Genomic DNA, 22,503 nt, shown 5'->3' on the forward strand with positions numbered 1-22,503 from the left:
TTATGCGAAAAATACTTCTTGTAGTTGGCTTTGGTTTGCTAATTCCTTTTCTTTCTAATGCCCAAAAACCTGACAAACCAAATGCTTCTGAAATCCATGAAGCTATTAAAAAACTTAATTTTTTAGGTTCTGTTTTATATGTTGCTGCTCACCCTGATGATGAAAACACTAGGCTTATATCATATATGTCAAATCATGTCAAGGCGAGAACGGCGTATTTGTCTATGACACGTGGCGACGGCGGACAAAATCTTATAGGACCAGAAATAAGAGAACTCTTGGGGGTCATAAGAACACAAGAGTTATTAGCAGCGCGTAAAATCGATGGTGGTGAGCAACTATTTACACGTGCAAACGATTTCGGGTATTCAAAACATCCTGATGAAACTCTTGCCATTTGGGATAAAAAAGAAGTGCTAAGTGATGTAGTTTGGGCTATTCGAAAATTCAGACCAGATGTAATCATTAACCGTTTTAATCATAGAACCCCGGGATCAACCCACGGACATCATACTTCATCTGCAATGCTTAGCGTAGAAGCTTTTGATTTAGCAAACAAGAAGAACGTTTATCCAGATCAACTAAAATATCTTGATACATGGCAGCCAAAACGATTGTTTTTTAATACCTCATGGTGGTTTTATGGTAGCAGAGAAAATTTTGACAAAGCCGATAAGTCAAATCTTTTAGAATTTGATACGGGTGTATATTACCCATTTTCTGGGATGTCTAACACCGAAATAGCATCTCTAAGTCGCAGTCAGCATAAGTCACAAGGATTTGGCAGCACTGGTAATAGAGGAAAACAAAGCGAATATATAGAATTGATTAAAGGAGATTTACCCAAAGATAAATTGAACATTTTTGAGGGAATAGACACTTCCTGGAATCGCATTAAGGGAGGAAAAGCTATAGGAGACATTTTATATCAAGTCGAAAAAGATTTTGATTTTAGAAATCCTGCTGCTTCTCTGCCCCAATTAGTAAAGGCATATCAAGGTATTCAGCAATTAGAAGACGATCACTGGAAAACTGTCAAGTCTGATGAAATTAAAAAAATTATCCCCGCTGCGGCTGGTTTATATCTTGAGGCCGTTTCTTCTGAACCTACCTCTACCACAGGAAGTGAAATATACCTTAAAATTGAAGCCATTAACAGAAGTACCAGTAAAATGGTATTAAAATCTATAAAAATAGGAGCTGTTGGTATTAACGAAACTACTGAAAAATTGCTAGAAAATAATATAAAACAAAGTTTCGAATGTAAAGGTAAAATCCCTGTAGATTTTGACGATACCAATCCGTACTGGCTCACCAATAAAGGAACGCTGGGTATGTATAGCGTTGATGATCAAAAATTAATTGGCAAACCAGAAACTGAACGTAAAATCAAGGCGCTTTTCTCTGTCGATATAGAAGGAACAATTATTCTCTTTTCAAAGGAAATAATTTATAAAACCAACGATCCGGTAAAGGGTGAAGTATATAAACCTTTCGAGATCGTACCTGTAGTTTCGGCCAGTATTAAGGACAAAGTGATTATCTATGCAAATGGTCCCGCAAAACAAATTCCAGTGACTATAAAAGCAGGAGAAGCTAATGTTAATGGCACTGTTAGTTTAGCGCACCCCAAGAAATGGAAGGTGTCTCCTGAAAGTGTAAATATTAATCTTAAACAAAAGGGAGAAGAAAAAACTGTATTATTTACATTAACTGCACCAGAAAGTCAAAGTGAAGGTTACATTTCGCCAATTATAACCGTTAACGGTAACACATATTCTAAAGAAGTGATAACGATCGATTACGATCATATCCCTTTTCAAACTGTCGTATTACCATCGGAGGCTAAAGTGGTTCGACTAGACATTAAGAAGAAAGGACAGAATATTGGATATATCGAAGGCGCAGGAGATGTAGTTCCCGAAAGCTTGCGACAAATCGGTTATAAGGTAACTATTATCGATCCAGAATCTATTTCTGCTGAAACTTTGAATACTTACGATGCAATAGTGGTTGGTATTCGAGCATATAATACCGTGGAGCAATTAAAATTTAAGCAACAGTATTTGTTGGATTATGTTAAAAATGGAGGGAATTTAGTGATTCAGTATAATACGAATCGAAGACTAAAAGTAGAAGATAATTTAGGCCCCTACCCTTTTAAATTATCCAGAGATCGTGTGACCGATGAAAATGCAGAAATCACATTTCTAGTGCCCGATCACCAAGTGCTAAACTCACCAAACAAAATCACCGAAGATGACTTTAAAGGATGGGTACAAGAACGTGGTTTGTATTTCCCAAATGAATGGTCAGAGAAATATACTGCGATTCTGGCCGCAAATGATATAGGTGAATCACAAAAGAAAGGACCATTACTTATTGCACAATACGGAAAAGGATACTATGTATATACAGGGTTAAGCTTCTTTAGAGAATTCCCTGCAGGAGTCCCGGGAGCTTATCGCCTTTTTGCAAATATGCTATCTTTAGGAAAATAAAGGATAATTATTATGGAAGCTTCAAAAGAAAAATTTGTTTGGAAAAAATTATATTCCGCAGTTTTAATCGCTAATGCTATCTACATAGTACTATTTTATTTGATCACCACTGCTTACTTATAATCAAAACTATTCAACCGCTATTTTGTACTAAAAATTAATTTACAGACTATACCCTATGCAAACCATTGATTGGATCGTACTTATCGGAACTCTATTATTTATCGTGCTATACGGAACATGGAAAACCCGAGGGAGTCAGAACGTGCAGGATTATATCAGAGGAGGTAATCAAGCCAAATGGTGGACCGTTGGACTTTCAGTCATGGCAACACAGGCCAGTGCGATTACTTTTCTTTCTACTCCAGGTCAGGCTTTTCATAGCGGTATGGGTTTTGTACAGTTTTACTTCGGACTTCCAATAGCGATGGTAATCATTTGCATGGTTTTTATTCCGTTATATCACAAACTAAATGTCTATACAGCTTATGAATATCTCGAAAGCCGCTTCGATCTGAAAACTAGAAGTCTTACCGCTATTTTATTTCTAATACAAAGAGGATTAGCTGCTGGAATAACTATTTTTGCTCCTGCTATTATCCTATCAGCCGTTTTAGGTTGGAATCTTACCAAATTAAATATTATCATAGGTATTTTGGTAATCATCTACACGGTTTCTGGTGGAACTAAAGCTGTAAATGTTACTCAGAAGCAACAAATGGCTATAATTTTTACGGGTATGTTCATAGCTTTCTTTCTAATTATAAGTTATTTGCCCGAAGGAATTACCTTTTCTAAAGCTTTAGATATAGCTGGCGCCAGCGGAAAGATGGAAGTTTTAGACTTTTCTTTTAACCTGGATAACCGTTATACCTTTTGGAGTGGAATTATAGGCGGAAGCTTCCTGGCATTATCTTATTTTGGCACAGATCAAAGTCAGGTGCAACGATATTTATCAGGTAAATCTGTAAAAGAAAGTCAGTTAGGATTACTTTTTAATGGTCTTCTTAAAGTACCCATGCAATTTTTCATTCTTCTAGTTGGAGTCATGGTTTTTGTTTTTTATCAATTCAATCCTGCTCCTATAAATTTTAATCCGAAAGCAAAAGAAGTAATTCAAAATTCTGAATTCACCGAAGAATATAAAGCCCTTGAAAACCAATTGATTAAAATTCAAAACGAAAAAAAAGAGGTCATTAATAAGAGTTTTGCATCAAATAACAAACCAAAACTTAGTGACGAAACGTTAAAGAATTTAGAAATCTTAAATGCCTCCGAAGTAAACATACGTAATACAGCCAAAACACTTATCGAAAAAGTAGATCCTATCGTTGAAACTAATGATAAGGATTATGTTTTTATACATTTCATATTGAATAACTTGCCAAGAGGATTAATTGGATTGTTATTAGCCGTTATTTTATCTGCAGCCATGTCTTCTACAGCTTCAGAATTAAATGCATTGGCCTCTACTACAGTGGTAGACCTATACAAGCGAAATATTAATGTAGAAAAGACTGAAAAGTATTATGTAAATGCCTCAAAACTTTTTACGTTGGCTTGGGGAGTTCTTGCTATTTTGGTGGCTTGCTTTGCTGACCTTTTTGACAATCTCATTCAATTAGTTAATATTATTGGCTCTATTTTCTATGGAAACGTACTAGGGATTTTTCTGCTGGCATTTTTTATAAAATTTGTTCATAGTAATGCTACTTTTGTGGCTGCTATCATTACACAGGCAATAGTAATTATTGGTTGGTATTATGATTGGATGCCGTACTTATGGCTCAATCTATTTGGATGCTCGCTTGTTATAGTAATAGCAATGATTTTACAGCTCATAATTCGATCAGGGTCAAATAATACTATTACAAAACAAGTTCAGTAAACCTAATGGTGTGCAATAGCTTCTGTAAGATAAGAAGAAAGGGATTTTTGAAATTTGTAATACATTCTCATAACTTCATTGATTTCTTCTGCAATACCTTTTGAAATCTTTACAGGATCCTGGGCTCTTGTTTTAGCTTTATCAATAGTCTTCTTTAATGCTCGACCATCATGATTTAATTCTAAATACTCATCATACATTTCAGAAGTGCAAGGTTCGCAGCGATAAGAATGTAGCTTAGAAAGCATGCTAGAAAGCTCATTATCCATAAGGCTTAATTTCATAAAATCTGGTTGTCTCTTTAGTGAAGTTCTTGTGGTGTTTTTGGTTTTCATGGTGGCAGGTTTCTAATTAGTACGTATCTTAATATAAGAAAATACCCCCATAAACACAAGAAAAAATACTATTATTGTTAATTTATTAAAGAATCATAAAAAAAAGATTTTATTCTGATAAAAAATCAAAAAATAGTCTATAATATTCATTTATATATTTAAAAGACAAGCTTTGTATAAACTACATAGAGAAGTTCGTAAATCCTGTCTTTTACCTACTTTTGAAATCAATCATCATAATATAATGACGGTATGGAACAACATAAAATTATAAAATGGGGAATTTTAGGTTGCGGTAAAATCGCTCATAAATTTGCAGAAGACTTGACTACCATTACCAATGCAAAACTTCACGCAGTTGGAAGTAGGGATATTCAAAAAGCTAAAAATTTTGCAAGTAAATATGATGCAGATTTTTACTATGGAAGCTATATGCAGTTAAGTAACGACGTAGAGATTGATGTGGTATATATTGCAACCCCTCACGTTTTTCATTACGAAAACACTTTAATGTGTCTTACCCATAAAAAGGCTGTTTTGTGTGAAAAACCATTAGCAATGAACTCTTTTCAAGTAAAGGAAATGATTAAGACCGCAAAAAAGAATGAAGTTTTTCTAATGGAAGCACTTTGGACTTATTTTTTACCTCATTATGAATATGTTTTGGATTTAATTGAATCTAAAGAATTAGGCGTTATTAGAAGTCTGAAAGCAGATTTTGGCTTTATGACTAACTTTGACGCCACCAGTAGAATATTTAACAAACAACTGGGTGGAGGAAGTCTATTAGATGTAGGTATCTATCCACTTTTTGCAGCTTTAAGCATTTTAGGATATCCAGATAAAGTTGAAGCAAAAGCTACAATCGGAAAAACCGGCGTCGACGAAACTTGTTCTATAGGCTTACATTACAACAATGGAATCACAGCCTCTTTATTTAGTGCCATCACCAAAAAAACAAGTACAGAAGCTACCATTGAATTAGAAAATGGTATCATTAACATTAATAGTAGATTTCATGAACCTACTTCCATAACCATTTACCAAGATGGCAAATCAAAAGTATATGAATTCCCAGTAGATACTAATGGATATAGTTATGAGGCGACGCATGTAAATCAAATGTTACTGCAAAATCGAACAGAAAGCACAATAATGACTTTTGATAAAAGTCTCGAGCTTATCAATTTACTGGATACGGTTCGAGAAAAAATCGGATTATATTATTAGGTGATACAAAAAACGCTCTGATAGAATCAGAACGTTTTTCAAATGATTTGTGTGTGAAAAAGAGTGTCTATTTAGCTCCCCACTCTGCAAGGGAATCTTTATTTAATTTTACGTAGTCGGCATTATTAGCCTTCTCTGCTAATTCTAACGAAGTTTTTGCTGCTTTTATTGCCCCATCCTTATCTCCAGTCTTAGCGTAAATTAAAGATTGTTGTCTATGATACCAAAAAGCAGGCTCTTTGCGCATAGCAATTGCTTTGTCAATGTGTTGCTTTGCCTTAGCATAGTCTTCAATATCTTTATAGAATACTGCTGCCTGATAATGATCTTGATCAGATGGACCGGCCATTGTTTTCTCAATACTTTCCAAAGCCATCTTTTTAGAAGGAACTTCTATTTTCACAGGAGCTTCGACGTTTGACCATAATAAACTAAGAACGGCAGAATCCATCGTAAAATCACTAAACATGATCGTAAACGTTTCAACATTTATTGGAATAGTAGTAGCCTTTACAGTGACCTTTGCTGCAACTTTTGTGTCATCCCATTTTCTTGGTGTACCCCAGTTATTCGTATCACTGTAGAAAATAACTTCCCAATTCTCTTTACCTGGCTTTGTGAAAATAGCATAGCTACCTTTCTTTAGTTCTGTACCCGCAACTTTCACATCATCACTAAAACTAATCTGGGTATTTTTGTTAGCACCAGTTCTCCAAAGTTTATCATAGGGTACCAAATTTCCAAAAATAGTTCTTCCACGCATACTAGGGCGAGAATATTCTACCGAAACATCCGTTAATCCAATCACCTGTTCAATTTTAGAAGTTGGACTAGGTTGAGGAGCTTTTACCTGGGCTTCAATACCAAAAGAGAGTAAAGCCACAGAAAGAAATAAGACGATTTTTTTCATTGTGTTTGATTTAGTTTGTTTTAATTCGTGATAACGAAATTAACGATTACACACACATTAAAAGTTAACAAAAACTTAAATTAAGTAATGGTATATTTGCCGACATATTATATTCGATGATGCGAAAATATATTTCAGAAGGTATTGGGACTTTTAGTTTGGTATTCTGTGGTACTGGAGCAATGACTGTCAATGAAGTTACAGGAGGAGATGTCACCCATGTAGGAATTGCGATCACATGGGGACTCATTGTCATGGCGATGATTTATGCTTTTGGAGAAATATCCGGAGCACATTTTAACCCTGCAGTAACCATTGCTTTTGCGTATGCAAAGAAATTTAAATGGAAAGAAGTTCCTAAATATATTATTGCACAGTGCTTCGGCGCTATAGTAGCAAGTGCAATTTTGCTGTTTCTGTTTCCCGAAAGTGAATTTTTAGGAGGAACATTGCCTACCGTGGATAGCTTAAGAGCCTTTGTTCTAGAATTACTTCTCACCTACTTTCTTATGGTAGTTATTATTAATGTATCTACAGGTTCTAAAGAAATCGGAACAATGGCCGGCATTGCAATCGGTGGAGTGGTATTATTAGAAGCTATGTTTGCAGGACCCATTACCAAAGCATCTATGAATCCTGCCAGATCTCTGGGGCCAGCTCTTTTATCTGGTCACTGGGAACATCAATGGTTATACTTTACAGCACCTATAATTGGCGCATTATTAGCGGTGCTAACCTGTAAGATTGTAAAGTCCGATAATTGCTGTGATAATTGTTAATATTCAGATTCCATCTTAGCAGAACTTGCACAATATATTATTTTTGATATATCTTTATTATTCAATAAATCATCCCCTATGGAGGACTTCTCTAACGAATTTTGCCAAATGCAGCTATATGAGCGATTCGTTGTGCTTACAGTAAACGAAAATGTTAATTTTACTCTGGAAAAAGCATCAGTAGTAAGAAATAAACTTAGCAGTTATTACGAATCTGCCGATTTTTTAATGATCAGTTATCGAAAACACAAACACAAAGTTTCTCCAGAAATTTACAAACAAGGCTTACTACCTAATATGAAAGGACTTGCAGTGGTCTCTAGTAACGATGAAGAACGAGATCAAGCCATTATAGAACAGCCTCTATATGAGAAATCATTTGTCTTTTTTTCTTGCCTTGAAGATGCAAAATCCTGGGCTAAAGGATATTTTTAATTCTTAAAAATTATTTTTTGTTTAACATTTTTAATATTAAAGTTAAACAAAATGATTGTACTTTTACATAAAATAGGTTTAAGTAATGAAGATTTATACGCTGAAAGCAAAGCAAAAACTTCCCATAACAGTAGACAAGGCATGGAAATTCTTATCGGATCCCAAAAATCTGAAAACTATTACTCCAGACTATATGGGATTCCAAATCATATCTGGTGCCGACCGTGAAATGTATTCTGGACAAATTATACAATATATTGTAACACCAGTTGCTGGTATTAAAAGTAAATGGGTCACTGAAATTACTCATGTTCAAGATAAAGAATACTTCGTAGATGAACAACGTTTTGGGCCATATGCCTTATGGCATCATAAACATTTTTTAAAAGAAATCCCTGGAGGTGTTGAAATGGAAGATATTATCGATTACAAAGTACCTTTTGGTATTTTGGGACAGCTTGTACACCCCATATTGGTAAAGCCTAAATTGAAAGAAATTTTTCAATATCGAGAAAAGAAATTGATCGAGTTATTTGGAAATTTTGAAACAGAAATAGCAACAGAAACAAAATCTAAGATTGTATTTATATAAATAATGATGAGAAAGAATATTTTACTTATAGGAGGAAGTCATGGAATAGGCTTCGAGATTGCCTTAAAACTTTACAAAGACCATAACATATTTATTGCCTCAAGAACTTCAGAAAATTTAGGTAACCTGGAAGTAACCCATATACCTTATGATGCTTCAAAAGATGAAATTGATGCATCCGTATTACCAGAAAAAATTGACGGATTTGTGTATTGCCCGGGTAGTATCAATCTAAAACCTTTCAAAATGCTTAGTCCAAAAGCGTTTGAAGACGATATGCAGATCAATTTCATGTTTTTAGTTAAGATTGTGCATAGTCTACTTCCTAAACTGAAAAATGCCGATCAGGCGAGTCTCGTTTTCTTTAGTACCGTTGCAGTAAAAGTAGGAATGCCTTTTCATACCAGTATAGCCGCGGCCAAAGGCGCTATAGAAGGTTTTGCAAAGGCATTAGCCGCAGAATATGCACCCCAATTCAGGGTCAACGTAATTGCTCCTTCATTAACAGATACTCCGTTAGCCGAAAGACTTTTGGCAAACGAAAAGAAGAAAGAAATGATGGATAATCGTCATCCTCTTAAACGTGTGGGTCAGGCAGAAGATATAGCGAACATTGCGAGATTTTTATTAAGCGAAGATAGTAGTTGGATAACGGGTCAGGTAATTGGTGTCGATGGCGGAATGTCTACTTTAAACGTGAATTGAAATGTCACAGAAAGTATCCATATTTTGGTTTAGAAGAGATTTGCGATTAGATGACAATATCGGGTTTCTTCAGGCTCTTAAAAGTGAATTTCCCGTATTACCTGTTTTTATTTTTGATAAAAATATTCTAGATGAACTTCCAAAAGATGATGCCAGGGTTTCTTTTATCTTTGAAAATATTCAGTCAATGCGAAATGAGCTTCAAAAAGAACATGATAGTTCAATTGCGATTTTTTATGGCAAACCTGAAGCTGTTTTTGAAGATTTAATATCTCAATACTCTATTAAGAATGTTTTTACAAATCACGACTATGAACCCTATGCCCGTAATCGAGATAAAAACATAAAGGAACTTCTTGAAAAAAAAGATATTCGCTTCAACACCTTTAAGGATCAGGTAATTTTTGAGAAAGATGAAGTGGTCAAATCAGATGGAGACCCTTATGTGGTTTATACACCCTACAAAAACAAATGGAAAGAAATTTTTGATGAATCTAAATTAAAGATACACTATACGTCTCAGTACCTGCACAATTTAGTTAAAAACACAAGACTTCCTAATCTTTCGCTAAGTGATATGGGGTTTGAAAAGTCTTCCATAAAAATTCCTGAGTATACAGTAACTCCAACACTCATTGAAAACTACGAAGATACCCGTAATTATCCTGCAAAAGAAAACGGAACTTCGCGATTGGGGCCACACTTGCGTTTCGGAACAGTGAGTATAAGAAAAATGGTAAAAAAAGCAATTGCCGAGAAAAACGAAGTCTTCTGGTCAGAACTTATCTGGCGGGAGTTTTTTATGCAAATTCTATGGCATTATCCTGAAACCAAAGACAAAGCCTTTAGATCCAAATATGATCGTATTGAATGGAGAAATAACGAAGATGAGTTTGAAAAATGGAAAAATGGCGAAACAGGATACCCGTTAGTAGATGCAGGCATGCGTCAATTAAATCAAACAGGATATATGCACAATCGAGTGCGTATGGTAGTTGCCAGCTTTTTATGTAAACATTTACTGATTGATTGGCGTTGGGGAGAAGCTTATTTTGCTGAAAAATTGCTAGATTATGATATGTCTTCAAATGTTGGCAATTGGCAATGGGCAGCAGGCTCAGGTGTTGATGCCGCTCCTTATTTCAGAATATTTAATCCAACCTCTCAAATTGAAAAATACGATAAAGATAGGCAATACATTAAAAAATGGATATCAGAATATGATACCGACAACTACCCTGAAAAAATGGTAGATCACAAAGAAGCTCGTGAACGTTGTTTAAAAACCTACAAAGAAGCAGTAGCTTAACGCCCCATTTATAACAATTTTTTAAAATTTCAAGTCGAAGTATTTTTGTAATTTACAGTGTGAAATTGTTTTATACCAGTTCTTATATGAAGTTACTGATATACGAATTGAACTATTTTGATTTTAGGCAAGGCAAAAAATTTATGGATAGCCATAGCTATCGATCAATTTTATAACGAAGCATCAAGTCAAAAGAGACAATTTTATACGGTAATTTCATGTGAGAAATGGTATTATAATCAATAAATTATATTCAAAATGAATACGCAGCAAGTTGCAAATCGATTAATAGAACTATGTCGTATCGGTGAAAACATGCAAGCCATAAAAGAGCTGTATGACGATAATATAATAAGTAAAGAAATGCCTGAAGATCCTAATCCAGTAGTAATCGGTAAAGATAAAGTTATTAAAAAAAGTGAAGATTGGTTCGCTACTGTTGAAGAATTTCATGGGAGTGAAATTTCAAATCCTCAAGTCGCAGAAAATCATTTTAGTTGTGCTATGAAATTAGATTGCACATTCAAAGGACAAGGCCGTATGCAAATAGAGGAATTAGCCGTTTATCACGTTAATAACGGAAAAATTACAGAGGAGCAATTCTTCTACACTACGCCTTGAAAATTTTGGTTTCGTAAATTAAAAAACGTAGGTTCGAGAGTGTTTTGTTGTCATAAAATGGAGACGTAATAGTCTATCCCCAACTTGATTTGGGATATCGAGAACCAGCTTTTTGATTAAAATTTTATCCCCGTAGAGAACTGAAAAATCGAAAATTGTCTGGAAATTTCTAAATCATCTACCTCAACAATATCAGTAACCCCGATGTTGTAACGTGCCTGAAAAAAGGCTCCCATCTCAAATTGATAACCTAACCCAATATTTATAGCTACATCAACACTAGATATAAAATCCTCATAATCTACATCTGAGGTCTCCGTCACGCCACCTTCGAACACATTTTTACGTTCTAAAATGGCTGAGGTTAAAAATCCAACTTGAGGACCAGCTTCTATACTAAAACCAGGAACTACATAAAATGGGTAATATTTAACCATTACTGGAAGATAGATGTAATCTAATTTTAGGTTTTCTTCTTGAAAATTAGGCTCTAGACTTTCTGCACTAAATCCTTGAAAAGAATATAATAATTCTGGTTGAAGCCCTATGTATTCATTAATTGGTATTTCTGCCGCCAAACCTATATGAATACTGGTCCTTGGATCCAAATCATCAACTTCATCACCTCTTACATCTGCGATATTAAGGCCCAATTTGATTCCAATCTCAAAGTCTTCAACCTGTGCATTGGAAACATGAGAAAACAATCCCATAAATACGGTAACAAAAAACAGCTTTTTAATCATAGTTTATAAATTTGGAGCATTACTATTTAAAGCTAATATTATTAGTCCTTCAAAGTTTAAAACTCAGAAAAAGTGATAAAATTATGCAACCAAAAGTAAACAACAGTATCCAGAAATAAAAAAAAATCTACCTTTATAAGCTATTATAGCCATCCCTATTCACTATAAATCTATCAAGGTGCTAATCTTTTGCAAGGCGGGATTACGATTATTTTCTTTCCAAATTACAGATAAGACAGCGGTTTGTTTAATTTTAGGAATCTCTAGAAACTTAACTTCAAGATCAAATCCAAATTGTAGGGATGTTGGCACGATTGCAACTCCCAATCCACTTTCTACTAATTTGAAAATAGTTTGTGCATGAACAGACCTATGGGAAACTTTAGGTTTAAAACCTCTATCCTCACAAATGCTCATGATCTTATTATAGTAGAGTGAACTATAATCAGATGAAAATAGAATGAAATTTTCATTAGATACTTGGCCAATATTTTTAAATGATTGCACATCCAGATGGTGAGTCTTGGGTAAAACCAAAGAAAAAGTATCAGTATGTATGGTTTTCATCTTTACACCTTTTGGAACTCTAGCTAATCTCACAAATCCTAAATCTAATTGGTCTTTTTCTATTGCATCTACCTGCAAATAATTAGACATCTCCTCCAAACTAAATCGTATGTTTGGAAATGTGTTATTTGCACTAACCAGAAGCTCAGGAATTACAGTTTGCATGGCAGATCCTAAAAATCCTATTCGTATCTCGCCATCACTGCCCAAATCAAGTAAACGAGTCTGCTTAATGGTAAAATTGATATGATTAAAAATATAGTCCAGTTCTTTTTTAAGATATTGACCAGCAATAGTTAAACGAACATTTCTTTTATCTCTGATAAATAATTTTGCCTCTATTATTTCTTCCATTTGCTTTATCTGACGACTTAAACCAGGTTGAGAAATGAATAGTCTGTCTGCTGCTTTCCTAAAGTGCAATTCTTCTGCGACAGCCAAAAAATATGTAAAGTGTCGCAATTCTAACTTATAACTCATAGTTATTAATTAATGACTAAATAAGTATTTCTAATTATTAAAAGTAAGCATTAATTTAGTAGTATCAATAAAAAAAACCAATGTTCACTACATCAGATCATTTTTTATACGGAGAAGGCTATTTAACCGCAGGACTGGCAATAAAAATCGCTCGTGGGAAAATAAAAGGTATTATTTCTGAAGCATCACGAAAAAACATTGTTAGAAGCAGACAAGTAGTAGAAAATATAGTTGAAAAAGGGCATCCGGTATACGGAATTAATACTGGATTTGGGCCCTTATGCACCACTAAAATATCTAAAGAAGAAACGAAAATTCTTCAAAGCAACATTTTACAAAGTCATAGTGTGGGTGTGGGAGAACCTATTGATTCAGAAATAGCAAAGTTAATGATGATTCTCAAGCTACAGTCACTATCAAAAGGCTATTCAGGGATCTCTGAAAAAACGTTAGATCGAATTCTCTGGCATATAGATAATGATGCAATCCCTGTGGTACCAAGCCAAGGGTCTGTAGGCGCCTCTGGAGACTTAGCTCCTCTATCTCATCTCTTCCTGCCGCTTATTGGTTTAGGAAAAGTGATGTACGAAAAAGAGATGATCAGCACTGCTGAACTTTTCAAAAAAACTAAACTAAATCCACTTGATTTAGGGCCTAAAGAAGGTCTTGCTCTCATCAATGGCACTCAATTTATTGCTGCACATGCTATAAAGATCATCGAAAAGTTGCATAGTTGCCTCTCTCAAGCCGATATTATTGGTGCTATGATGATAGAAGGATTACAGGGTTCTGTAAAGCCTTTTTTTAGAGAACTACACCAACTTAGACCTTTTAAAGGAAATATTCATGTGGCTTCTAGAGTAAAATCCTTGTTAAAAGGTTCAGAAATTATGGAAGATCATATCGATTGTGATCGTGTTCAAGATCCCTATTCTTTACGATGTATTCCACAGGTTCATGGTGCATCAAGAAATGCATGGCTGCATCTCAAAGAATTACTTGAGGTCGAACTCAACTCTGTGACAGACAACCCAATAATTATTAATGAGGATTTGACTATTAGTGGAGGTAGTTTTCATGGGCAACCCCTGGCAATGGCAATTGATTATGCCTGTCTTGCCGCTTCAGAACTTGGTAATATTTCGGATCGTAGAATATATTTGGCTTTAGAAGGCAACTCCCCTGGTGTTCCTAAGCTATTGATGGAAAATACCGGAATCAATTCTGGATACATGATTCTACAATATACAACCGCTGCATTGGCCAGCGAAAATAAAGGCTTATGTTTTCCTTCGAGCGCAGACAGTATACCAACTTCTCTAGGTCAAGAAGACCATGTTAGTATGGGATCTATTGGTGGTCGAAAAGCTCTTAATGTAGTTGAAAATCTTGAAAAAATACTAGCCATTGAGCTTTTAACCGCAGCACAAGCTTTTGAATTCAGAAAGCCATTGAAATCAGGAATAATTCTCGATGAAATTTATAAAGAAGTTCGAACCAAAGTATCCTTTGCAAAAGAAGATAGAGTATTTGCAGATGATATTGAAGAAGGTGTTAAAATGATCAAAGAAAAAACAATAATCAATATTGTAAATCAAGTATCTGAGAGAGAAGAATTATCTCTGGAAACCTTATTTTCTAAGGATTTTGAAGTATATTAAGGAATGAATTTATAGTGTTATAATCAATGGAGAAATATAAATTAATAGGCCCGATCAAACAACTGCTTGCCATGGAAGATCTTTCCCTTAAAGGTTCAATTGAAGATGAAGAACTTCATAGTATTGAAAATGCCGGTATACTTATTAAAGGAGAACGAATTCATAGTATTGGTATATTTTCAGAATTAGGTAAGAAAGCTAAAGATCTAAATGCTGAAATTATAGAATTGCATGCAGATCATGTGTGTGTCCCAGGGTTTATCGATGCCCATACTCACATTTGTTTTTCAGGTTCCAGAGCAAGAGATTATGCAATGCGCAATGCTGGTAAGTCATATTTAGAAATTGCAGAAGCTGGTGGGGGTATATGGGATACGGTAACCCAAACAAGAAAATCAGACCAACAAGAACTCACATATGGAGTGATTAAAAGAGCAAACACACTATTAAACCAAGGAATAACTACAATAGAGGTGAAAAGCGGATATGGTCTTTCTACCAAAGAAGAGTTAAAAATGTTACGTGCCATAAAGAATGCCCAAGATAGTACTGAGGCTGATCTTATTTCAACATGTCTTGCAGGACACATGCTGCCCAGGGATTTTGATGGTGATCATAGAACATATCTCGATGCGATTAGTAATTCACTATTTCCTGTTCTAAAAGAAGAAAAACTCACAAACAGAATTGATGCCTTTATAGAAAAAAGTGCTTTTCTTCCTTCTGATATTTACCCATATTTCAAAAAGGCAAAAGCTATGGGGTTTGACATAACCGTTCATGCCGATCAATTTAGCGTAGGAGGTAGTGAGGTAGCCGTAAAACTAAATGCTATTAGCGCCGATCATCTGGAAGCCAGCACAAAAAATGAAATAGAAATGTTAGCCAATAGCGATGTAATTTCAGTAGCGTTACCAGGTGCTTCTATTGGATTAGGGTGCGATTTTACGCCTGCGAGAAAAATATTAAATGCAGGTGGAGCCCTTGCAATTGCAAGTGATTGGAATCCCGGATCTGCTCCCATGGGAGATCTGCTAACCCAAGCGTGTATCTTAGGAACCTTTGAAAAATTATCTAATGCAGAAATCCTTGCCGGAATAACTTTTAGAGCTGCAGCAGCACTTAATCTTAAAGACCGAGGACGGCTTTCTTCAGGGATGCTGGCTGATTTCAATTTGTTTCAAACCGATCATTTTAACGAAATCTTTTATCATCAGGGAAAACTCACTCCGTCACAAGTATGGAAACGAGGTGATTTAATATAATGTAAAGCATAAAGAATAAGAAACATGACCTTCAAAGAACAAATACTTCAAGGAATTCCAGAAATATTACCTTCAAAGAAAATTATGGATTCAAAAGTAAGTCGGGCGCCAAAACGAAAACAAATTCTTTCTGTTGAAGAAAAAAAACTAGCTTTAAGAAATGCCCTGCGTTATTTCCCTGAAGATTGGCATGATGAACTTGCTAAAGAGTTTTTAGAAGAACTAAATCAATATGGTCGTATTTATATGTATCGTTTTATGCCATCGTATCCAATCTATGCTCGGCCTATTGATGAATATCCTGCCAAAGCAAAATCAGCTGCTGCAATTATGTTGATGATTCAGAACAATTTGGATCCAGCAGTAGCCCAGCATCCCTATGAATTAATTACCTATGGGGGTAACGGTGCTGTTTTTCAAAATTGGGCGCAATATTTACTTACCATGTATTATCTGGCAACGATGACCGAAACACAAACGTTACATATGTATTCTGGACATCCAATGGGATTGTTTCCTTCGTCAAAGGATGCACCTAGCGTAGTGGTGACCAACGGAATGATGATCCCAAATTATTCGGCACCCGATGACTGGGAAAAATATAATGCCCTGGGGGTAACGCAATACGGACAAATGACCGCAGGAAGTTACATGTATATCGGTCCACAGGGAATTGTTCATGGCACAACGATCACTGTAATGAATGCTTTTAGAAAAACATTGCAACCTAATGAATCCTCTTCTGGTAAAATCTTTCTAACTTCTGGTTTGGGTGGCATGAGTGGCGCACAACCCAAAGCAGGTACTATTGCAGGATGTATCACGGTTTGTTCTGAAATAAATCCAAAAGCAGCTCAAAAACGTTACGAACAAGGTTGGGTTGATGAAATTCTGGATACTATGAATGATTTGATCGACAGAGTGAAAAAAGCTGTTGATCAAAAAGAAATAGTTTCGATAGCCTATCAGGGTAACATCGTTGATGTTTGGGAACGATTTTACGACGAAAATATTTATGTCGATTTGGGATCCGATCAAACATCCTTACATAACCCATGGTCGGGTGGTTACTACCCAGCGGGGCTCAGCTATGAAGAATCGAATATTATGATTAGCAACCATCCCGAAACCTTTAGAGTTAAAGTACAAGAATCACTGCGCAGACATGCTGCCGCAATCAATAAACATACTGCACTAGGTACGTATTTTTTTGACTACGGAAATGCTTTTCTTTTGGAAGCTTCACGTGCCGGAGCGGATATAATGGCCAAAAATGGTGTCGATTTTAAATATCCATCTTATGTACAAGATATTCTCGGCCCCATGTGCTTTGATTATGGATTTGGTCCATTTCGATGGGTCTGTACTTCAGGGAAATCGGAAGATTTGGATACAACGGATCAGATCGCATTAGAAGTGATGGAATCTATCAAAAAAGTATCTCCCAAAGAGATACAACAACAAATGCAAGATAACATTACCTGGATAAAAGAAGCAAAAGAAAATAAGCTCGTTGTAGGTTCGCAGGCTCGTATTTTATATGCTGATGCCGAAGGAAGAATCAAAATTGCAGAAGCTTTTAATAAAGCTATACATCATGGGGATATTTCTGCACCTGTTGTTTTAGGAAGAGACCATCATGATGTTAGTGGAACGGATTCACCCTATAGGGAAACCAGTAATATTTATGACGGAAGTAAATTTACCGCCGATATGGCGATACATAATGTAATTGGGGATAGCTTTAGAGGAGCAACTTGGGTATCTATTCATAACGGAGGTGGTGTTGGCTGGGGCGAAGTGATTAATGGAGGGTTTGGTTTAGTGCTCGACGGTTCAGAAAATGCATCAGAAAGACTAAAACGAATGTTGTTTTTTGATGTAAACAATGGTATATCCCGAAGAAGCTGGGCCAGAAACAAGGAAGCTCTCTTTGCCATAAAAAGAGAAATGAAACGTACACCAGAGTTACAAGTTACCCTGCCAAATATCGTTGAAGATTCTGTACTGAATGAAATTCTATAATTTGCACATACTTCATTATTTGTAACATGAAAAACTACCAAAAACCAAATCCTGACCTGTGGACAGGGCGTTCTTCTGAAAAGCAACTGTATATGCACGAAAAGATTCGTTGTATTACTCTTGAAGAAAGTACTTTGTTAACAATAAACGGAAAAAGTTTTGCTTTTTTAGGGTATGAATGTGATGAAGGCGTCAAAAGAAATCAAGGAAGAGTTGGCGCTGTCGAGGGTCCAAATGCCATTCGGAAAATGCTATCATCGCTCTCTAACCACTTTTCAGAGGAAGTTAGTATTCTCGATGTTGGAAATATAACTTGTAAGGATCATTATCTTGAAGAAACGCAGTATGAAACTACCGATAGCATTGCATTGCTGCTAAAGCACAAAATGTTCCCAATGGTTTTAGGCGGTGGGCATGATCTTGGGTATGCGCATTACAATGGTATCAAAAAGCAATTTCCAAATAAAACAATAGGAATCATTAATCTCGATGCACATTTTGATTTGCGAGAAACCATCGACCGCGGTACCTCTGGAACCCCGTTCTATCAAATTGCGAAAGCACATGACTCCTTTCAATATTTGTGCCTTGGCATTCAAAAAGAATCAAATCATCGCGAACTTTTTAATCGAGCAGATCAATTACAGGTCAAGTATCTATACAATACCGAGTTTACCATTCAAAATAAAGAAAAAGTAGCTCAAACTGTATCTGAATTTATTGCTACTGTCGATCTTGTATACCTTACCATGGATATCGATGGTTTTTCTTCAGCCTATGCACCAGGAGTTAGTGCTCCTTCCCCACTTGGTTTTTCTATAGATATTGCTATGCAAACTATTCAATTGATTTGTGAATCTAAAAAAATGATCAGTGCTGATATTGTAGAACTAAATCCAAAATACGATCTTGACAATTGTACTGCACGATTAGCTGCGAGAATAGCTTATAATATAATGATATGGTTATCAGTTGAGTAGTACAAACCAGCCTTATTATTATACCATATTCTTTTTATGCTATACATACAAAATAGTATCGACACAATGCAGAAACGATGATAAACGCTAACTTAGTTTAATTCCTAAAACAATCCAATATAAGTTTTGATTGTTACTAAAAAAGGGATTACCAAAAAATAATCCCTTTAATCGATTTAAAAAACACAAAACCAAAATTGGTTATATCTCTATTACTTACAAATTTACTTACGCATCGCATACTTCGAAGCTTCAGGGAGTTCTCTTAAAAAATTTACAACACTTGCAAAATTTAGTCCTAAAATGGAAATTAAATTATTCATGACTGTGTGATTTAAGGATTATTTAAACACTAAAGTAACAAGTTATCAACATATTACCAAATTTATTGTTTATTAATTGTTAATAATTTGTTGAAAAACAATTTTATATCGATATAAATAACAAATTTATATAATTACTAAGTTTTAAGTAAGTAAAAACTTACTATAATTGTTAATAACTATGTTAATAACTCTGAAAAACTGTATAAACACTGATTGTTAGATGACCGAAACACATTCATAACCTGTGAAAATCAAAGAAATACCAGAAAGACTATTGTAATTATGCAAAAATCATAGTTTTTCTATTCGTTGAGATACACCTTTTCATTCTATCCCTTGGATCAGCATACTTTTTTCATTTAAATTGCGTGTAGAAATATGCCATGTAGATTGAGTTTGTATTTACCCATATAGTTATTGGCTGTTCTATCTGACCTTTTAATAACAATACATATAACAGATGAAAACTGCTACCATAAAAGAGATAAAAAGTGAACTTTCGCAATGTACTCATCAAGAAATCATAGAGTTATGTTTACGTTTGTCACGCTTTAAAAAAGAAAATAAAGAGTTACTCACTTATTTATTATTTGAATCTACCCACGAAGAAGGGTACATAGAAAATATAAAATCTGAAGTTGATGAGCAATTCGAAGCTATTAATACGGTATCGTACTATTACATCAAAAAGAGTATTCGCAAAATCTTGCGAACGATCAAAAAGTATATTCGATATTCTAAAAATAAGGAAACCGAGATAGAACTACTTCTCCACTTTTGTCAAAAACTTAAGGACTTCAAACCTTCTATTCAAAGAAACAATGTGCTCAAAAACATCTATCTTAGAGAATTAGAAGCCGTTAAAAAAAAGGTAAAACTTTTACACGAAGATTTACAGTATGATTATGAATTAGAGTTGGAATCTTTATCATAACCATCATAATACCTCCTTTTTACATCTATTCAATATTAGCTGATTTAAGTCATTTTACGTAAGGTAGTTTCGTAATATATTTACTAAAGATCGAAAAGTAAATATTCAGCTTATGAAAACTAAAACGTTACTAGAGCTACTTACGCTATCCTCTGCCATATACCACTTGGCCAAGGACACGCATCTTCTGGACAGAATCAACGAAATGTCTGAAAAAGGAAAAGACAATCTTAACAAAATGGCATCAGACCCTATATTGGACGATGATGGAAATGAACTTGAACTTATTGATAAAATCATCTACAAAACGAGTCAGGTAAAAGAAGAACTTGAACAAAAAATCGAGGAATCGGTGGCTAAATTTTATAAAAAAATTAATATTGCTCACCTAGATGAAATAAGGGCCCTAAATGAAAAGATTGAGAAATCTGATAGTGCTATTGCTTTATTAGAAGCTCGGCTAAATCATCTTGAAACTAAAGAATAAGATGGATATTTTCTCAAAAATAGGCCGTAAATACAAATCTGTCACCAGATATAACCAAATTTTACGAGTGCTTGTAAAATATGGGTTCGAAGACTTGGTGCAATATCTTAAGGAAAAAAAGCAATTTACTTTCGTACAGAAGCTCATTCCTAAGGCATCCAGAAAACATGCCGCTTTGCATACAAGATGGGAAAAAATGCGACTGGTTTGTGAAGAGCTTGGACCGACCTTCATCAAGTTTGGTCAAATTTTAAGCAATCGCCCTGATTTAATTCCATTAGACCTAACGATCGAACTAGAAAAATTACAGGACAATGTACCCCCCATGCCTGAAGAAATAGCCAAAGAGGTAGTAGAATTTGAACTTAATGACAAAGTTGACAACCTATTTGCTTGGTTTGACCCTAAATCCTTTGCATCAGCTTCTATCGCACAGGTACATAAAGTAACTTTACACTCTGGAAAACGTATCGCTTTAAAAATTCAGCGCCCTGGCGTTAAAGAAATTATTTCAGAAGATATCAAGGTAATGTACACTATCGCTGATATCTTAGAAAAGAGAATCCCTTCTATAAAAAGTTTTGATCTTTTTGGCCTGGTCAAAAATTTTGAAGAATCTATTAAAAAAGAGCTTGATTTTATCAATGAGTCCATAAACGTTCAGCGGTTTTATAATAACATTATGCAGGACGAAGGCAGTGATCAATTTGCTTATGCGCCAAAAGTATACCAGGACTTTACCACAGGCAAAATTCTTGCTTTAGAATTTATTTCGGGTATTAAAATTGATAGAGTCAAAAAAATTCATGAAAACGGCATCGACACCAAGGTTATCGCCAAAAGATTAGCGATCAGTTACTACAAACAAATCTTTGAATACGGTTTTTTTCATGCCGATCCACATCCGGGTAACTTACTAATTCTTCCCAATAGACATATTTGCTATCTGGATTTCGGAATGATGGGTAGCATACTACCAAGAGATATAGAGATTTTTGGCAAACTCTTTCTGGCAATAACCCGAAGAGACGTTAATAAAATTATTAGGGCTTTACAAAGACTATCAAACGATATGACCATTACTAATATGAGGGATTTAGAATTTGATATCAATGAGTTTGTTGAAAAACATTACGTGAGATCCGTTCATAGAAATGAAATGAGTACTGTATTGCTAGAATTAAAAGATATTATCATTGCACACGGCCTAAAAGTACCTACTCATTTTTTCTTATTTGCTCGATCACTAGTTACTCTCGAAGGTGTTGTTCAAAAACTCGACCCCGATTTGGATCAATATGCCATAGTGCGCCCTTATCTTCTAAAAGCAGTTTCTAAAACGTTCAACCCCATTAAGATGGGAGAAAAAGCAGTGAATTCTATTTATGAGCTGGGAAATTATATGGAAGAGTTTCCACGGGATTTAAAAAATGCCATCCGAAAAATAAACAGCGGAAAAGTAAAAGTTGATCTAACTCACAAAGGCATCGACCCTATGGTACATACGATTCGCAGAGTAACCAAACAATTGGTTTCTGCTTTTATTATGGCTGCACTAATTGTAGGGTCCTCTTTATTCATTATTTCTGAAATTCCACCGCTATGGAAAGAGTTTTCTGTGATTGGCATAGCCGGACTAATGATTACAATAGTGTTGGCGATAGGAATGATAAGAGATATCAGAAAGAAAGACTATGACGATTGGTAAACACAGGAATGTAAACTGA

The 22,503-nt window shown here is 35.0% G+C and carries 20 protein-coding genes; 16 read left to right on the forward strand and 4 right to left on the reverse strand.

Annotated features, from left to right (window positions below; all coding sequences use genetic code 11):
- Nucleotides 1–2: 2 nt before the first annotated feature.
- Together ACFSJT_RS01680 and ACFSJT_RS01685 are read left to right on the forward strand one after the other, a co-directional pair.
- Nucleotides 3–2,501 carry a PIG-L family deacetylase gene (locus ACFSJT_RS01680; protein ID WP_378318456.1) on the forward strand — a complete coding sequence of 833 codons (2,499 nt, stop codon included), beginning with the start codon at nt 3–5 and terminating at the stop codon, nt 2,499–2,501.
- Nucleotides 2,502–2,679: 178 nt separating this feature from the next.
- On the forward strand, nt 2,680–4,389 hold the full coding sequence (locus ACFSJT_RS01685) for a sodium:solute symporter family protein (RefSeq protein ID WP_378318457.1): 1,710 nt from the start codon (nt 2,680–2,682) through the stop codon (nt 4,387–4,389).
- Between the two features lie 2 nt (nt 4,390–4,391).
- On the opposite strand, the gene ACFSJT_RS01690 is transcribed toward ACFSJT_RS01685, so the two are convergent.
- Nucleotides 4,392–4,724, reverse strand: a complete 333-nt coding sequence (locus tag ACFSJT_RS01690) for a hypothetical protein (RefSeq protein WP_378318458.1) — start codon at nt 4,722–4,724, stop codon at nt 4,392–4,394.
- A gap of 252 nt (nt 4,725–4,976) precedes the next feature.
- On the opposite strand from ACFSJT_RS01690, the gene ACFSJT_RS01695 reads away from it, so the two are divergent.
- A complete protein-coding gene (locus ACFSJT_RS01695; protein WP_378318459.1) occupies nt 4,977–5,954 on the forward strand; it encodes a Gfo/Idh/MocA family protein in 978 nt (325 codons plus the stop codon).
- Nucleotides 5,955–6,021: 67 nt separating this feature from the next.
- Here ACFSJT_RS01695 and ACFSJT_RS01700 read toward each other — a convergent pair whose 3' ends face one another.
- Nucleotides 6,022–6,864, reverse strand: a complete 843-nt coding sequence (locus ACFSJT_RS01700) for a DUF2911 domain-containing protein (RefSeq protein WP_378318460.1) — start codon at nt 6,862–6,864, stop codon at nt 6,022–6,024.
- A 119-nt stretch (nt 6,865–6,983) separates the two neighbouring features.
- Between ACFSJT_RS01700 and ACFSJT_RS01705 the strand changes: the two genes are divergently transcribed.
- The 6 genes from ACFSJT_RS01705 (at nt 6,984) to ACFSJT_RS01730 (ending at nt 11,305) form a co-directional block, all read left to right on the forward strand.
- Nucleotides 6,984–7,643, forward strand: a complete 660-nt coding sequence (locus ACFSJT_RS01705; RefSeq protein ID WP_378318889.1) for an MIP/aquaporin family protein — start codon at nt 6,984–6,986, stop codon at nt 7,641–7,643.
- 78 nt (nt 7,644–7,721) lie between these two features.
- On the forward strand, nt 7,722–8,078 hold the full coding sequence (locus tag ACFSJT_RS01710; RefSeq protein ID WP_378318461.1) for a hypothetical protein: 357 nt from the start codon (nt 7,722–7,724) through the stop codon (nt 8,076–8,078).
- 85 nt (nt 8,079–8,163) lie between these two features.
- A complete protein-coding gene (locus tag ACFSJT_RS01715) occupies nt 8,164–8,670 on the forward strand; it encodes an SRPBCC family protein (RefSeq protein ID WP_378318462.1) in 507 nt (168 codons plus the stop codon).
- 6 nt (nt 8,671–8,676) lie between these two features.
- Nucleotides 8,677–9,375 (forward strand): SDR family NAD(P)-dependent oxidoreductase, encoded by a 699-nt coding sequence (locus tag ACFSJT_RS01720; RefSeq protein ID WP_378318464.1) that lies wholly within the window; start codon nt 8,677–8,679, stop codon nt 9,373–9,375.
- 1 nt (nt 9,376) lies between these two features.
- The gene (locus ACFSJT_RS01725) at nt 9,377–10,684 is read left to right on the forward strand and encodes a cryptochrome/photolyase family protein (RefSeq protein WP_378318465.1); all 1,308 of its coding nucleotides are present in this window, start codon (nt 9,377–9,379) and stop codon (nt 10,682–10,684) included.
- A 258-nt stretch (nt 10,685–10,942) separates the two neighbouring features.
- On the forward strand, nt 10,943–11,305 hold the full coding sequence (locus tag ACFSJT_RS01730; protein ID WP_378318467.1) for a SnoaL-like domain-containing protein: 363 nt from the start codon (nt 10,943–10,945) through the stop codon (nt 11,303–11,305).
- Between the two features lie 116 nt (nt 11,306–11,421).
- Here the strand turns inward: ACFSJT_RS01730 and ACFSJT_RS01735 are convergent, their stop codons facing one another.
- Nucleotides 11,422–12,051 carry a porin family protein gene (locus ACFSJT_RS01735; protein ID WP_378318468.1) on the reverse strand — a complete coding sequence of 210 codons (630 nt, stop codon included), beginning with the start codon at nt 12,049–12,051 and terminating at the stop codon, nt 11,422–11,424.
- A 162-nt stretch (nt 12,052–12,213) separates the two neighbouring features.
- Entirely contained in the window at nt 12,214–13,098 is an 885-nt protein-coding gene (locus ACFSJT_RS01740) for a LysR family transcriptional regulator (RefSeq protein ID WP_378318469.1), read from the reverse strand.
- Between the two features lie 80 nt (nt 13,099–13,178).
- Here ACFSJT_RS01740 and hutH point away from each other — a divergent pair, with 80 nt between their 5' ends.
- From hutH to ACFSJT_RS01775, 7 genes are all read left to right on the forward strand, one after another.
- The gene (gene hutH, locus ACFSJT_RS01745; RefSeq protein ID WP_378318470.1) at nt 13,179–14,759 is read left to right on the forward strand and encodes a histidine ammonia-lyase; all 1,581 of its coding nucleotides are present in this window, start codon (nt 13,179–13,181) and stop codon (nt 14,757–14,759) included.
- Nucleotides 14,760–14,785: 26 nt separating this feature from the next.
- Nucleotides 14,786–16,024 (forward strand): imidazolonepropionase, encoded by a 1,239-nt coding sequence (hutI, locus tag ACFSJT_RS01750; protein WP_378318471.1) that lies wholly within the window; start codon nt 14,786–14,788, stop codon nt 16,022–16,024.
- A 24-nt stretch (nt 16,025–16,048) separates the two neighbouring features.
- Nucleotides 16,049–18,049: a urocanate hydratase gene (locus ACFSJT_RS01755; protein WP_378318472.1), complete on the forward strand. Its 2,001-nt coding sequence runs from the start codon at nt 16,049–16,051 to the stop codon at nt 18,047–18,049.
- A gap of 26 nt (nt 18,050–18,075) precedes the next feature.
- Entirely contained in the window at nt 18,076–19,029 is a 954-nt protein-coding gene (hutG, locus tag ACFSJT_RS01760; RefSeq protein WP_378318473.1) for a formimidoylglutamase, read from the forward strand.
- A gap of 786 nt (nt 19,030–19,815) precedes the next feature.
- Nucleotides 19,816–20,289, forward strand: coding sequence for a hypothetical protein (locus ACFSJT_RS01765; RefSeq protein ID WP_378318474.1), 474 nt, complete (start codon nt 19,816–19,818; stop codon nt 20,287–20,289).
- A 112-nt stretch (nt 20,290–20,401) separates the two neighbouring features.
- Complete coding sequence (locus ACFSJT_RS01770) at nt 20,402–20,776, forward strand: hypothetical protein (RefSeq protein ID WP_378318475.1); 375 nt, start codon at nt 20,402–20,404, stop codon at nt 20,774–20,776.
- A 1-nt stretch (nt 20,777) separates the two neighbouring features.
- The gene (locus ACFSJT_RS01775; RefSeq protein WP_378318476.1) at nt 20,778–22,484 is read left to right on the forward strand and encodes an ABC1 kinase family protein; all 1,707 of its coding nucleotides are present in this window, start codon (nt 20,778–20,780) and stop codon (nt 22,482–22,484) included.
- Nucleotides 22,485–22,503 lie beyond the last annotated feature (19 nt).

This window comes from Aquimarina celericrescens, assembly GCF_042682765.1.
In the GTDB taxonomy this organism is placed as follows: domain Bacteria; phylum Bacteroidota; class Bacteroidia; order Flavobacteriales; family Flavobacteriaceae; genus Aquimarina; species Aquimarina celericrescens.